Origin of the sequence: Candidatus Paracaedibacter acanthamoebae (genome assembly GCF_000742835.1) — a bacterium.
Lineage (GTDB): Bacteria > Pseudomonadota > Alphaproteobacteria > Paracaedibacterales > Paracaedibacteraceae > Paracaedibacter > Paracaedibacter acanthamoebae.
In genome coordinates this window covers 902,736-917,309 of record NZ_CP008941.1, presented here as the reverse complement: position 1 = coordinate 917,309, position 14,574 = coordinate 902,736, and the positions used below count along the sequence as shown (strand labels likewise).

Sequence of the window (14,574 nt, the reverse complement as noted above, 5' to 3'; positions counted from 1 at the left end):
TATCTGTTACAGTAGGCCTAATTGTTACCATAGAGGGGCATTTATGCTGGTAAAAATGAGGGATGATAACATGTTTAATAAAGCTAGAAATCAGATTACAGATCATCAGTGTGAGCAATTAGCTGGTCCTAATCAGCCGGACTATAAAGCGTTTATTCGCCTATTCATGGAACGATTTCCGGTGGGCTATATTGAAAAGTTAACTGAGGAAGATCTCGGCTGCTTTATCAGTTCAGTTTGGGACCATTTTAAGCAGTATGATCGCACGGCTTCTTTTAAAGAAATTAAAGTCGGCAAACTTTCTTTACATCGCACAGAACGCATTTTTTTGACCTTGATCAATATTGATCGCCCTTATTTAATTGAAAGCCTTTTGACATTTTTCCAAAAATGGAATTTAAAGCCGCAACTCCTTATTCATCCTGTGATTGCTGTTGAACGGGATGCCACGGGATCAATTGAGAAAATTTATGAAGATATCCATAAGCCGGGCAATGGTGCTGGCTTAAGCTTTGAATCTGTTATTTTTGTTCAAGCAAAGAATCGGTTCACCGCTAGAAGTCTTGAGCAGTTTAGCCAGGAATTGGATGAATTGCTGAAAAAGATTTGCCTGACTGTGGATGATATTCCTGCCATTCTACAAGATATCGCTCAACTTCGAGAAAAGTTGCCCATGGCTATTGTGGGCAAATACCGGGCCGATGAGGGCGAGGAGATGAAAGAGTTTTTGGGTTGGTTAAGCGAACGCTATTTTGTCCCCTTAGGAGCGCGATATTTTGATACTAAAAATCAGGCTGCTAACGTAGAGTTTTACTGTCTAGAGGAAAATGTTAAGAGTCGCAAAGGCTTGTTTTTATATGAAGATTTTTCCCAATTAGATGATATGGTGCCCAGCCTTAGCCGGGCAAAAGTTGTTCCAGATTTGACCACTAAGGAAGCCGGGATTTCCCAGCTCATGAGTGTGGTAAAAACGAATCAACGCTCTCCCATCCATCGTCCATCGCGCATTGATTCGATTGAAATTATGGATTGGGACGAAACTGGAAAAATCAAAGGGGTTTACCAGCTTATTGGTGTCTTTACTAAAGAAATTTTTAATATTCGGGCCTTTGAGGTTCCCTATTTACGCCGTAAAGTTGAAATTGTCTTCAATCAATTTAATTTGAATCCTACCTGGTATGATGGGAAATCTTTATTATCGATCCTGGATAGTATTCCGCGGGATGAAATGTTCTATCATTCGACCGAACAGCTTTTTAATATTTGTGATAATGTTTTGGAATTACGGGATCATGCTGGGCTTTCTGTGTTCTCTCGTCCTGATGTGTATGGGCGTTATGTAACGGTGATGGTCTTTATGACACGTGAACGGTATAGCTATACATTGAAAGAACGATTGGGGCAGTTGATTTCTCAACAATTTAAGGGAAAAATTGGTTCCAGTGTGGCTCAGGTTGGGGATTTGCCCTTTGCTCGAGTTATCTATGTGGTTGAATTTGCTGAACCTGTAACAGTTGCTATAAATGGGATCGATTTACAAGTTCTTTTAGATGAAGCTTCGCTGGGATGGTTTGACCGCTTAGAATTATTCCTCGATCAGAAAACGACTATTAGCAATACATCCGGTTTTTTGGCCCCCTATCGGGGGAGTTTTCAAGCCTCTTATCAAGAAGCTTTTGCCCCTGAAGAAGTTTATGATGACATTGTTTATATAGAAAAGCTGTCCGATGACTACCCGATAGATATTAATATTTACAGTCACAACGATGGAGCTGTTCGGGTAAAAATCTATTTCAAAGGACAAGCTTTATCTTTATCCTCCTTATTGCCCCTGTTAAATCATTTTGGCTTAAAAGTTCTTTCAGAAACGACCTATACGATTGATCGCTGCGGTGTTGACTATCACATTCATGATTTTGATGTAGAGATTGATGATTCTATGAATTGGCAGGCCCATGAAGTTTATTTGCGTCCAGCCTTCCACTTGGTTTATGCTGGTCGAATTGAAAATGATGGTTTTAACCAACTGATTTTACAAGCAGGTTTAACAGTTAAGCAAACCAATATGATCCGAGCCTATGTTAAATTTTTGCTGCAGGCGAAATTGCCATATTCTCAATCTTATGTTGAACAAACACTCGCAACCTATCCAGAAATTTGCACTAGTTTTGCCGAGTTGTTTGAACAAAAGTTCAATCCTGTTATAAAGCATCCAGTATCGACGGATGCCATTGAGGATAAAATCTTAGGACTGCTGCAAAATGTGTCTCGATTGGACCATGATCGTATCCTACGGCGTATTTTGAACGCGATCCAGTCGACGGTCCGCACAAATTACTATCAGTTGACGGGTGATCAGAGTGATAAGGATTACTTGTCTTTCAAGTTTGATTCTTTCAAATTGCAAGATTTGCCTCAACCCCGTCCTATGTTTGAGATTTTTGTTTATTCCTCAACAATGGAAGCCATCCACCTCAGAGGAGGAAAGGTGGCACGGGGTGGTTTGCGTTGGTCTGACCGATTTGAAGATTACCGTTCTGAGATCTTGGGACTCATGAAGGCTCAGATGGTTAAGAACTCGGTGATTGTGCCGTTAGGATCAAAGGGGGGCTTTGTGGTTAAGCGTCACAATGACTTTACTGATCGAACGGAATTGATGGAAGAAGTTGTTCGGTGTTATCAAACCATGATTCGTGGCTTGCTCGATATTACCGATAATCTCATCAATGGAGAGGTGGTGCCCCCATCCCAGGTCGTGCGTTATGATGACGATGATCCTTATTTGGTTGTTGCGGCTGATAAGGGAACAGCGACATTTTCCGATATAGCGAATGCTCTTTCGCTTGAGTATGGCTTTTGGCTTGATGATGCTTTTGCCTCGGGCGGTTCAGCGGGGTATGATCATAAGAAAATGGCTATTACCTCACGCGGGGCATGGGAATCCGTTAAGCGTCATTTCCGCGAAATGGGGATTGATGTTCAATCACAGCCATTTATTGCGGCGGGTGTGGGCGATATGTCGGGGGATGTGTTCGGTAACGGGTTGTTGCGATCTAATAAAACTCGGCTCGTGGCAGCTTTTGATCATCGTCATATTTTTATTGATCCCAATCCAGATGCAGAAATTTCTTATGGCGAACGCCATCGTCTATTCAATTTGCCCCGATCATCTTGGGATGATTATGATAAGAATTTAATTTCTAAAGGTGGTGGGGTTTACCCACGAACCTTAAAGTCAATTCAGTTAAGTGATGAGGCGTTAGCTTTGCTAGGGTTGCCTGCCACAACGCATAGCCCGGATGATGTTATTCGAGCCATTCTCCAGGCGCCCGTTGATTTGTTATGGTTTGGGGGCATTGGAACCTATATCAAAAGTCAAAATGAATCTAATGCTGACGTTGGAGACAACATCAATGCAGCCTTACGGATCGATGGTCGCCAGCTGCGGGCTAAAGTTATTGGCGAAGGGGCAAATCTAGGGATGACCCAGTTAGCGCGTATTGAATTTGCTTTAAAAGGAGGGCGTATCAATACTGATGCTATTGATAACTCGGCTGGTGTAGATTGTTCGGATCACGAAGTTAATATCAAAGTTTTATTCTCATCGATGAAGCAAAAAATAGACCGAGAGGCTCGAAATAAACTGTTGGTAGAGATGACAGATAATGTTGCCGAGCTTGTGCTCCGGGACAATTATCAACAAACTAAAATTCTGTCTGTTATGCAGCTTACCGGGAAGGATGGCTTGACAAATTATCAGAATTTGATCAAGGTGCTTGAAAGTGAAATTCATCTTAATCGTAGTATTGAATTCTTGCCGGATGATGAAGTTTTTGAGCGACGACGCTCTAAAGGGCAGGGGTTGACGCGTCCAGAATTGGCTGTGTTGTTAGCTTATTCAAAAATTTCGCTCTACAACAAAATTATGGATTCTGACTTAGCTGAGCTACCATTCTATCACCATCATCTGATTCAGTATTTCCCCGCCTTGATGCAAGAAAAGTTTAAACAGGATATACTTGAACATCCATTGCGCCGAGAAATTATTGCCACAGTTTTGGCAAACACCTTGGTTAACCGGGTAGGCCCAACGTTCGTCTATGAAATGTCGCAAGCTACCAATTGTTCTGTTCCGGAGGTTGTTCATGCTTTCTTTATCGCGGCAGAAACTCTAGAACTCAATAAATGGTGGGATGATATTGATCAGATTGATAGCTTGATGCGTGCTGACTTACAGAATAAAGCATATGAGAGAATTTCTTTTGTTCTCAAGACGGCCGTCATGCGGATTCTTGGAGCTGGTTATAATAATGCGCCTCAAATTAACGAAATTATGGGGCATTTGCCAAGTTTAATAGCGACCGCCGATCAACAGAAATTGGCTGAAACTATTGTCACTTATTTAGCTCAAAACATACCGCAATCTGTCGCTGAAAAATTGGGGCTTATCCCATTCCTCGGATCACTCATGGATGTGGCGGCGTTACAATTAGAACATTATAGCTTGACGGATGCAGGACGTATCTATTTTGCTGTGCGTTCTTTGTTTGGGCTTGACTGGTTACAAGACCAGGCCATTGATTTTGATGCTGGCAGTGATTGGCAACAAAGTGCACAACTTGGATTAATTGATGATGTTGGACAAACGATTATGGCGTTGACGCAACAAGTGATTAATTCGGGGTATGTCAATAATATAGATGAGTGGATTGATAATCAGCAGGCCTATATTCGTCAAGCAAAATCTGTTCTGACGCCGCTCCGCGCAACCAATCGACCTGACTTGGGTATGCTAACTTTTGCTGTTCGCCAGATTCAGCGCATGCCGCAGTTGAAGAAATTTCTGTGCTTGCTATAAAAGCTTGGAGTTTTCCTTTCCCGGCTCTGCGGCCGGGAAAAGGATATTCTTCACCAAAAGCGCCTCTTTCCAGGCAAGCGTAAGCGCGACCTAGAAACCATACTTATATTTTCCAGACAAATATGACTTTATCATAGCTCTACCTTCCTGAATCGCGATATCCTCACGACATAGGAATAGATTGCGGTTCAAGGCCGGAATGAGGAAGAGTGATTAAACCCCTTACAAGCCTCCCTTTTTTCCGACCGCAGAGCCGGGAACTTGATGTGGTAAGAGGGGACTCAGGTGATCTCGAGATTCCGGGTCGCCCTTCGGTTGCCCGGAAAAAGAGTCTTCTTTCCCGGCCGAACTTCGTCCTTTCCTCTATTCCCGGCCGAAGAGCCTGGAACTCGCGATGACAAGAGGGGACTGAGGTGCGCTTGAGACCCCAGGTCAAGCCTGGGATGAGGACGGTGAGGAGATTATAAATTTAGCGCGTTTGCGACAAGCACAAACCCAAAAAAGTCTCCTCTTTCCGGGCAAGCGCAGAGCGAGCCGGAAACTATGCCTAGCTTTTATGGACAGGAATGATTTTATCACAGCTATATTGGCTTAAACCTTCTTGCCATTAAGATGCAGGAATGGATTCCGGATCAAGTCCGGAATGAGGCGGGTGAAGAGACCTTAAACCTGGTTCGTTTTCAAGATGGATGAGCTAAACAGTTATACCTTAAGCATCTAAATTGACGACTTTCAAGGCATTTGCTTGAATGAATTCACGGCGAGGTTCGACAACGTCTCCCATCAACGTTGAGAAGATTTCTTCGGCCTCTTCCATATGATCCAGTTTAACTTGTAATAATGTTCTAGCTTCGGGGTCTAGCGTCGTTTCCCACAATTGTTCCGCATTCATTTCACCAAGCCCTTTAAATCGGCTCATGGTGATTCCTTTGCGACCTTGTTCTAGAAGAGCATTGCCTAAACTGGTTGGCCCGACAATGGGGGTATGGTTTTCTTTGACACTAAAATGGCCTGGATTTTGGAAAAAGTCTACGAGCTCAGCCTTTAAATTTAAAAGAGATCTGATTTCTGGGGCCCGCAGAGCGTTTTCATCAAAACGCCAGCTCTCTGAAACGCCAGCAACAGTGTGAGTAAAGACCATGTCTTGACCTTCTCGTATGGCCGACCATTTTTGACGATAGACGGGTTTGCCTGCTACTTGTAAGGCCGCCGAAGCTTGATCCAGTTTATTAACGATAATTTCTAAGTCCATAGTAGGATTTTCAAATAATCCTGCAAACAAAGTTTGTTCGATCAGGAGCGGATTGGTGATCCGCCGTGTTAATCCTATGACGCTGTGGTGAGCTTTCATAATTAATTCTGAAAGAGTTCTAAGAGCAACGCCTGAAATAGGAGCGCCATTTGCTGGTGTAAAGCTGGATTCATTGCAAGCCGCATCGAGAAGGTAGTTTTCCATAGCTCGCTCATCCTTCAGATAAACTTCTGACTGACCACGCTTTACCTTATAAAGAGGGGGCTGAGCGATGTAAAGATAGCCACGATCAATTAAGGGTCGCATCTGACGATAGAAGAAGGTTAACAGTAAAGTGCGAATATGGCTGCCGTCGACGTCCGCGTCAGTCATAATAATGATTTTGTGGTACCGTAATTTATCCGGGTTAAATTCTTCAGCGCCAATTCCAGTACCTAAAGCGGTGATTAAGGTCCCGATTTCAACCGACCCCAGCATCTTATCAAAGCGAGCCCGTTCCACATTCAAAATCTTACCTTTTAACGGTAAAATAGCTTGGAAGTGACGGTTTCGTCCTTGTTTCGCTGATCCACCGGCGGAATCTCCCTCAACAATAAAGATTTCACTCTTCGATGGGTCCCGTTCTTGGCAGTCAGCCAATTTACCGGGAAGGGAGGCAAGGTCTAAGGCGCCCTTGCGTCGAGTCAATTCACGAGCACGACGGGCGGCTTCACGGGCGGCAGCTGCTTCAATAACTTTACCAACAATGTGTTTAGCATCAGCGGGATTTTCTTCAAACCATTGGTCTAAGGCTTCAGAAACAATATTTTCAACCGCTGGGCGAACTTCGGAAGAAACCAATTTATCTTTTGTTTGGGAGGAGAATTTTGGATCTGGGACTTTAATAGAAAGGACGCAAATCAATCCTTCTCGCGCATCTTCACCGCTGACTGCCGTTTTATCTTTTTTCCCCATCGGTGTGCTAGCCATATAATTGCTAACCGTCCGGGTTAAAGCTGCGCGGAATCCGGCTAAGTGAGTTCCTCCATCCCGTTGGGGGATATTGTTGGTAAAACAAAGCATGGTTTCGTGATAACTGTCTGTCCATTCCAAGGCAATTTCAACAGTCACTCTGTCCTTTGTGCCAGTGGCGACAACGGTTTTATTCTGTAAAGAAGTTTTGCCTCTTTTGAGATAATTGACAAATTCTTCAATCCCACCTTCATAATGAAGTTGAATTTCATAAGGTTCGTCACCACGTTCATCACGCAAAATAATATTTACGCCAGAATTGAGAAACGCTAATTCTCGGAGTCGATGTTCAATCGTTGCGCGATCAAATTCGGTAATAGCAAATGTTTCTTTGGATGGTAAAAATCGAACTTCTGTTCCACTAGCCTCTCCTTTGTCCACAACAGTCAGCGGAGCCTCGGCCACACCGTGCTTAAATCGCATAAAATGCTTTTCTCCCTTACGCCAAACTGTTAGTTCTAAAACCTCTGACAAGGCATTAACAACAGACACACCAACGCCGTGTAATCCGCCTGAGACTTTGTAAGAATTTTGGTCAAACTTTCCACCCGCGTGCAGTTGAGTCATGATAACTTCAGCGGCAGAAACCCCCATTTCGGGGTGAATATCGACTGGAATGCCACGACCGTTGTCGCGGACAGTCACAGAGTTATCTTGATTAATAATGACATCAATGCGATCACAGTGCCCTGCAAGAGTTTCGTCAATGGCATTGTCGACCACTTCATAGACCATGTGATGCAAACCCGTGCCATCGTCTGTATCACCAATATACATGCCCGGACGCTTGCGAACAGCATCGAGCCCTTTCAAAATTTTAATGGAATCGGCATTATATCCCTCACCATTTTCTGCAATTGAGTCAAGGATTTCTTCGTGTTTTTGCGCTGTCATTGTCTTTGCTACCATAGATAGAATTTGATGCCATTGTTAATTAATCCATGTTAACTCAACTGTTCAAAGAATCATAGTTAAAAACAGGTCCATCGTTAGAAGCAAAGACGTGCTTTTTGGTTGAATTCCTTGTACACTCTTTAAAAAACAGCAAAAACAAATTGATGATGCAAGATTATGATGTGGTTGTCATTGGCGGCGGTGCTGCCGGCTTAATGGCAGCTCTGCAGGCAGGCCGCCGCGGTCGGCGTATCCTTCTTATTGAACATACGGCCAAGATTGGGGAAAAAATTCGCATTTCCGGTGGGGGGCGTTGTAATTTCACTAATCTGGGTGCCGGCCCTGCAAACTATTTATGTTCTAATCCTCACTTTGTTAAATCAGCTTTAGCGGGATTCACGCAGCGCGATTTTATCAAAATGGTTCAGGATCATGGCATTCAGTATCATGAAAAGACGCTAGGGCAGCTTTTTTGTGATGGGTCTTCTAAGCAGATTATTCAAATGTTGCTGGATGAATGTGCTAAAGCTCAGGTGAAAATTCTATTATCATGTCGCGTGAATGATATAGGCAAATCAGATCAATTTTCTGTTGTATCCGATAAGGGAACTTTTATAGCACAGTCTGTCATTATAGCGACCGGTGGCTTATCAATTCCCCAAATTGGTGCTAGTGATTTTGGTTATCGAATTGCCAAAAAATTTGGTGTTTCTCTCCGAGCCACTCGCCCAGCTTTAGTTTCATTAACTGTAGGTGCTGATGATTTACAGCAATTCAGAGCTATCAGCGGCATTTCCAATGCTTCTATTGTTTCTTATGGTAATACTAAATTCTCTGAAAATATTCTTTTCACACATCGCGGGTTAAGTGGGCCAGCCATCTTGCAAATATCCTCTTATCTTCCTGCTTTTTCTGGAGAAAAACTTTCAATTAATCTATTGCCATCTCTCGATTTATCGCAGCTCATCAGTCAAAATAAAGATTCTAAAAAAACTTTGTGCAATTTCTTAAAGCAGTATCTGAGTGATCGGTTAGTGGATTTCATGGTCGATGATTCTTTCTGGCACAGACCGATGACAGAAGTTAAGAAGAGCAGCCTTTTAGCTATTGCTGACAGGCTGCATAATTTTCCTGTAACAATTCAAGGCAGCGAGGGGTATCAAAAAGCAGAAGTCACAATCGGTGGGGTGGATACTGATTATCTATCATCAAAAACCATGATGGTCAAAAATGTGCCCGGTTTATTTTTTATTGGGGAAGTTGTCGATGTCACCGGCTGGTTGGGAGGTTATAATTTTCAATGGGCTTGGTCGTCGGGCTATGCGGCCGGCCTTTCCTGTTAAAAAACTTGCTTATTAGGTGATTCCTGACTCTTCTCTGCGCTCCAGTTCTCCAGAATCGTAGAACTCACCTCATAATCAAGTTTTTTTGGATTAGTGGAGTTTTTAAAAGCCGCAACCACTATAAATCTTAACGGTTAAAGGACAAAAGCGAGAAATTGTCTGTAAGCTTTTAATTTATGTAGATATAGTAAGTTATTATTAATAATACGCTTTCTAGTATTTAATAGCACCTTTAGAGATGACAGTTTATTAACTTAATTGGTATGGATTTGTATTCACTGCCTTATTAAATGCTTACCAATATCACGGAGATATCTGCATGTTATGGATTACCGATACGCTCTGTTTGCAAGATTGGGAACTAAGTGAAACATTTGTCCGTGCCAGTGGGCCAGGAGGACAAAACGTGAATAAGGTTTCAACGGCCGTCCAACTGCGTTTTGATGTTTTAAACTCTCCTTCTTTGCCGGCAGACGTTCGTCAGCGCTTACTTTATAGTGCGCGCCCGCGTCTTACCAAAGACGGTATTTTGATTATCACGGTCCAGAAGTTTCGCAGTCAGGATCAAAATCGCCAAGAAGCAAAAAAACGGCTTATCCAGCTCATTAAAAATGCCCTTTACAAACCAGTTCATCGGGTTGCAACAGCGCCATCCCGGGCTTCAAAAGAGAAACGATTGCAAGTAAAAGCCATGCAAAGCCAACGAAAAAAACTGAGAAAGGTGATTATAGAAGAAGGGTAATTTAAATTAGCTTTTTATAGTTTATTAAAAACAAAGGCTTAGTGTAGTTTTTTTTTAAATTTTCTGCCAGAGTATAAAAAAAATCAGAAAACTGTTGCAAAGGGGCGGGAAAATCTGTAATAAATTAGGTATATCTTTTGGGGGTCCATAGCTCAGTTGGTAGAGCACCTGACTTTTAATCAGGGTGTCGAAGGTTCGAATCCTTCTGGACCCACCATCTTCCAAACATATTCCTTGTAAGCAACGCAATTTTCGGATTAAATTAATTAAAAATTTATCGATTTGATATAGTTATATGTTGCGAAGAAATAGACTGCTTGTTACCCTGCTATCTTTGGCATTAACAGCGTGTACTCAACTGAAATTTGCAGATTCTCCTCATCCCTATGATCCCCAACTGCCTATCTATCAGGATATAGATATTGCGTTTGTACTGGGCGGCGGCGGCGCAAAAGGCTTGGCCCATGTCGGGATTATGGAAGAACTCATGAAGGAGGGGATCTATCCTGATTTGATTGTGGGATGTAGTGCGGGTTCGATTGTGGGGGCCTTATATGCTGATTCTCTCGATATTAACCAGGTTAAGGCCCTCCTATTACCGCAGGTAAGGGAAAACCTTGTCAATATTTCATTGAACTTTCTACCCTTTGGGATTAGTGATGGCAATGGGTTGCAGTCTTTCCTCACTGAAGCCTTAAAGGCTCGGTACTTTGAAGAGCTTAAAATTCCTTTTGTTGCCGTTGCAACGAACCTTCAATTTGGGGATATGACAGCTTTAGGCAGAGGAAAATTGATTCCTGCTGTTAAAGCATCCTCAGCTTTCCCCGGTATTTTTACGCCAGTAGAGGTGCAAGGGCAATTCTTCGTAGATGGTGGCGTCTCTAATAATGCCCCGGCAGAAATCGCGCATCGAATGGGGGCTAAATTTATTATTGCTATTGAATTGGATGCAGGCTTACCTGACACTGCTCCCAGTCATGCTCTTGGAATCTTGCGACGCTGTTTGCAGATTAGTTTGCGTCATCAATCCCGTTTGGCCTTGGTCAATGCAGATTATGTGTTGAAAGTTTCCTTACCCATGATGGGCACATTTGATAATGGCATGAATGAAGTTGTTTATCAGCGGGGGTTGGAGGTAGGGCGCAATGAAGCCCCTAAAATCAGACAATTGATTGAGCAAAAATTAGGAAAGCAAACAGGAGTTCACTAAACCTAAATTGATTTCAACCGATAAGAAGAAATCAATTTATGTCTTTTGAGAAAGCAGGTATTATTTATGGCGGTTAATTTGCTCCAAAACAGCTTTACCGGTTTGTCGTCCATAACCATAGCCATAGCCAATTCGTTCGCTGGGTAATGATTTATTAGCTAGGTCCACTCTTGCAGGAGAGGCGACCTCTGGAGAAGGGAAACGGGAAGAAGGGAGAGAGCTTGGCTTATAGGTACGATTTGTCAGTAAGTCTGCATTACTGGATTGACGTCCATAATCATATCTCTTAAGTCGCTCACTTGGTAAGGATTTCTCTGGAAGATCCGCTCTGCTGGCAGTAGGGGCCTCTCGGGAAGTAGTTGGTGTTTGTTGAGGCGTACAACTCATTAGAAAAAGCGGCATAAGACCAAAAGGCAGTATAACAGTTAGTATTTTCATTTCTTCTCCTTAATCCTTTATAAATTTTTAAACCCCTAGTTTACCAAAGACCGATAGCCTTCCACCATATGCTTCCCACCCCAAACCAGATAATTAAATTGATCACACTGATCATGAAGCCCAGGCGCCACCATGTGCCAATATCCACATAGCCGGCTCCAAAAAACATGGCCGAAGAGCTGGCCCCATAGTGGGTCATGCTTGAAAATAGACTGGAACAGAATCCAAAGCCCAAAGCTGCAATCAATGGCGGTGTGCCCACTGAAATTGCAACAGCTAAGAAAGCGGCATACATGGCGCTGACATGGGAGGTGTTGCTGGCGAAGAAATAGTGGCTATAGAAATAAATGAGGATCAGCACCGCAAAGGCTGACATCCAATCCATTCCCGTGACAAGAGTGCTTACCATGGTGGAAAACCAAGCAACGACACCATAGATTTGAAGATACTTAGCCATGGTGACTAAAATCGCAAACCAAATTAAGGTGTGCCAAGCTTCTTTTTCTTCTAGAACATCATTCCATGTTAGGATTTTGGTCACAAGCAATAAGCAAAGGCCTAAAAGAGCTGTTGTTGCTGCAGAGATACCATAAGGTTCACCAAAAATCCACAGCCCCAGCATCAAAGCAAAGACGCCCGCCATCAACCATTCTTGACCACTCATTGTTCCCATGTCTGCTAGCTTTTTCCGGGCGAGATCAGGGGCATGGTCAAAACGCTTTTGGGTGGGAGGAAAGGCGAAGTAAAAGAATAAAGGTAAAACAAGCAGAGACAATAAGCCCGGAACAGCGGCAGCAACGGCCCAGTTACTCCAGGTAATTTGAACGCCTTGACTTGCAGCAAAGGATTGACACATTGGATTGGCAGCCATAGCGGTTAAGAACATAGCGCTGGTAATTAAATTGCCGTTATAGGCAATCTTGTGCAAATAGGCCCCAATCTTACGGCGGGATGCATCATAAGGATGGCTGCCCATTGACTCAGAAATCGCAGTCACCACAGGATACATGATACCGCCGGCGCGGGCAGCGCTGCTTGGAACGAAAGGCGCAATAAACAATTCTGTTGCAACAATACTGTATCCCATTCCCAAAGCACTGCGACCAAACCACTGAACAAATTTATAGGCAATACGGATACCGAGTTTTGTTTTGATGAACCCGCGGGCAATAAAAAATACATAGAGGACAAGCCAGATAATACTATCGCCATAGCCGCTAAGAGCTTCGGGCTGTAGTTTTAACGTCCCTGTCAAGACTGTTGCGGCTAATCCAATAAGAGCCACTGCCCCCATGGGTAATGGCTTAAAAATTAACCCAGAAATGGTTGCCACAAAAATGGCGAATAAATGCCAGCCTTGGGGATCCATCCCTGTCGGGGCTGGGTAAAAATATAACCCTATTCCCAAGAGAGCAGGGATTAAAAAGCTAAAAATCGGACTCATACGGTTTTCCTTTGTAGATCTAATGCACTACCGTTACCAGAAATTAATTATTTCGGCTAGGGGGAAAATAGAATCCGATCGGTTGACTGTCTTTACATAAAGAATTCTCTGTACAGGAAGGTATTTTTACACCTTTCATCCTAACTAGAGATATTAACACTCACGCCCAAATACTTTTCTCTTTTTTTATAGAACTGGCCATGGCGAGAATTGCCATTCGTATAGTTAACCAGGAATTTAAGCGTTCGACCAGACCAGACGGGATTAGCCAGTTGAAGACCTGTTGAAACATTCACCCGAGGGCTATATTTTGTTTCATTCCAGAAAAAGGCATTAACTCCGAAAATGAAGCGAGCTTTATCCCATAAAATTTTTGTTTTGGAAAGATAGTCTATGCCAGTTTCTATGGTGAACGGTTTAAGGTATGAAGGGTCTTGATCCATTAAGTAACCCAAGCCAATGTAAGGTCGGAAAGAACCAAGTTTATATGCTGTGTACCATTTTAATGCCTCGTAACTTAGATTAATTCTTTTATCTAAATAGCGGGGACGAGAAATAATGAATTCATCGCCGATATGTGAACTTATGTGGGAGAATTGAATCAGATTTTGCCATTTCTTATCATAGACCATTGATAGCCCCAGGCCGACAAAGTAATCCGAATTAATTAAGCGGGAGGGAGATTGTGAGAAATCCATTAATCCGGTTAACCCCGCCTGAATGCCTATTTCATACGTTAAATGAGAGGTGTGATAGCGTAATAAGGCCAGATTTTCCCCAAACGCAAGGTCAAAAACGTTTTTTCCATAAACAGAGGGGGAATGACGTTGATAGCCAGCTGAAAATTTTGGCCATTTAGGATCGGCGAGGGGAGCTTCATAAATAACTCCATTGGGAATAATTTCTAATTTGCTGATTGCCGGAGATGTTTTAATAGCAGAGGATCCATAAATATTGTGGAGCTTATCAGTTATTTTTTGATCCTCCGAAGAAGAAACATTAATTTTGGAGAAATAGCTGGATGCTTTTAACCGATTTACAAGTTTGTCTTGGGTTGTGGAATCAAGTTCCGTCCCCCTAACGATAATATTGAGTTGATTATCTTTGATGTAGTATTTGATCTCTTCTTCGGGGAAGGCTTCGTTAATAACAGCTGCGACGTACCCCATTAAATATTCCTCTGACTGTGCAAAAGAGGGAGAAATTATGCATGGTGTTAACCAAAGGGTAACCACACAAACCTTCATCGTTTGGACAATACTTGGATAATTCATGATAATAATTCAAATCCCAATTTAGAAAATTTTCTTAAATTAGTTCTAAATTTATTTATTAAGCGACGTAAAATATTTAAAATTTTTAACTTAGTGCTCTTTATGGTA

8 protein-coding genes and 1 tRNA gene are annotated in these 14,574 nt (G+C 42.6%); 5 read left to right on the top strand and 4 right to left on the bottom strand.

All coding sequences use genetic code 11. The features are described from left to right. Positions 1-70: 70 nt before the first annotated feature. On the top strand, positions 71-4,858 hold the full coding sequence (locus ID47_RS04200; protein ID WP_198022344.1) for an NAD-glutamate dehydrogenase: 4,788 nt from the start codon (positions 71-73) through the stop codon (positions 4,856-4,858). Between the two features lie 709 nt (positions 4,859-5,567). On the opposite strand, the gene gyrB is transcribed toward ID47_RS04200, so the two are convergent. Then, positions 5,568-8,015 carry a DNA topoisomerase (ATP-hydrolyzing) subunit B gene (gyrB, locus tag ID47_RS04195; protein WP_051908887.1) on the bottom strand — a complete coding sequence of 816 codons (2,448 nt, stop codon included), beginning with the start codon at positions 8,013-8,015 and terminating at the stop codon, positions 5,568-5,570. Between the two features lie 164 nt (positions 8,016-8,179). On the opposite strand from gyrB, the gene ID47_RS04190 reads away from it, so the two are divergent. The 4 genes from ID47_RS04190 (at position 8,180) to ID47_RS04175 (ending at position 11,310) form a co-directional block, all read left to right on the top strand. Next, positions 8,180-9,358 (top strand): BaiN/RdsA family NAD(P)/FAD-dependent oxidoreductase, encoded by a 1,179-nt coding sequence (locus ID47_RS04190; protein ID WP_232223265.1) that lies wholly within the window; start codon positions 8,180-8,182, stop codon positions 9,356-9,358. A 319-nt stretch (positions 9,359-9,677) separates the two neighbouring features. Next, entirely contained in the window at positions 9,678-10,100 is a 423-nt protein-coding gene (gene arfB / locus ID47_RS04185) for an alternative ribosome rescue aminoacyl-tRNA hydrolase ArfB (protein WP_038464214.1), read from the top strand. A gap of 141 nt (positions 10,101-10,241) precedes the next feature. After that, positions 10,242-10,317: transfer RNA gene (locus tag ID47_RS04180), tRNA-Lys, on the top strand. 78 nt (positions 10,318-10,395) lie between these two features. Next, positions 10,396-11,310 carry a patatin-like phospholipase family protein gene (locus tag ID47_RS04175; protein WP_084675907.1) on the top strand — a complete coding sequence of 305 codons (915 nt, stop codon included), beginning with the start codon at positions 10,396-10,398 and terminating at the stop codon, positions 11,308-11,310. Positions 11,311-11,370: 60 nt separating this feature from the next. On the opposite strand, the gene ID47_RS04170 is transcribed toward ID47_RS04175, so the two are convergent. The 3 genes from ID47_RS04170 to ID47_RS04160 all read right to left on the bottom strand — a co-directional run bounded on the left by ID47_RS04170 (position 11,371) and on the right by ID47_RS04160 (position 14,361). Continuing rightward, complete coding sequence (locus ID47_RS04170) at positions 11,371-11,748, bottom strand: hypothetical protein (protein ID WP_038464211.1); 378 nt, start codon at positions 11,746-11,748, stop codon at positions 11,371-11,373. A 40-nt stretch (positions 11,749-11,788) separates the two neighbouring features. Continuing rightward, positions 11,789-13,192 carry a DASS family sodium-coupled anion symporter gene (locus tag ID47_RS04165; RefSeq protein WP_038464208.1) on the bottom strand — a complete coding sequence of 468 codons (1,404 nt, stop codon included), beginning with the start codon at positions 13,190-13,192 and terminating at the stop codon, positions 11,789-11,791. A 140-nt stretch (positions 13,193-13,332) separates the two neighbouring features. Then, positions 13,333-14,361, bottom strand: a complete 1,029-nt coding sequence (locus ID47_RS04160; protein ID WP_198022343.1) for a DUF1207 domain-containing protein — start codon at positions 14,359-14,361, stop codon at positions 13,333-13,335. Between the last annotated feature and the right edge of the window lie 213 nt (positions 14,362-14,574).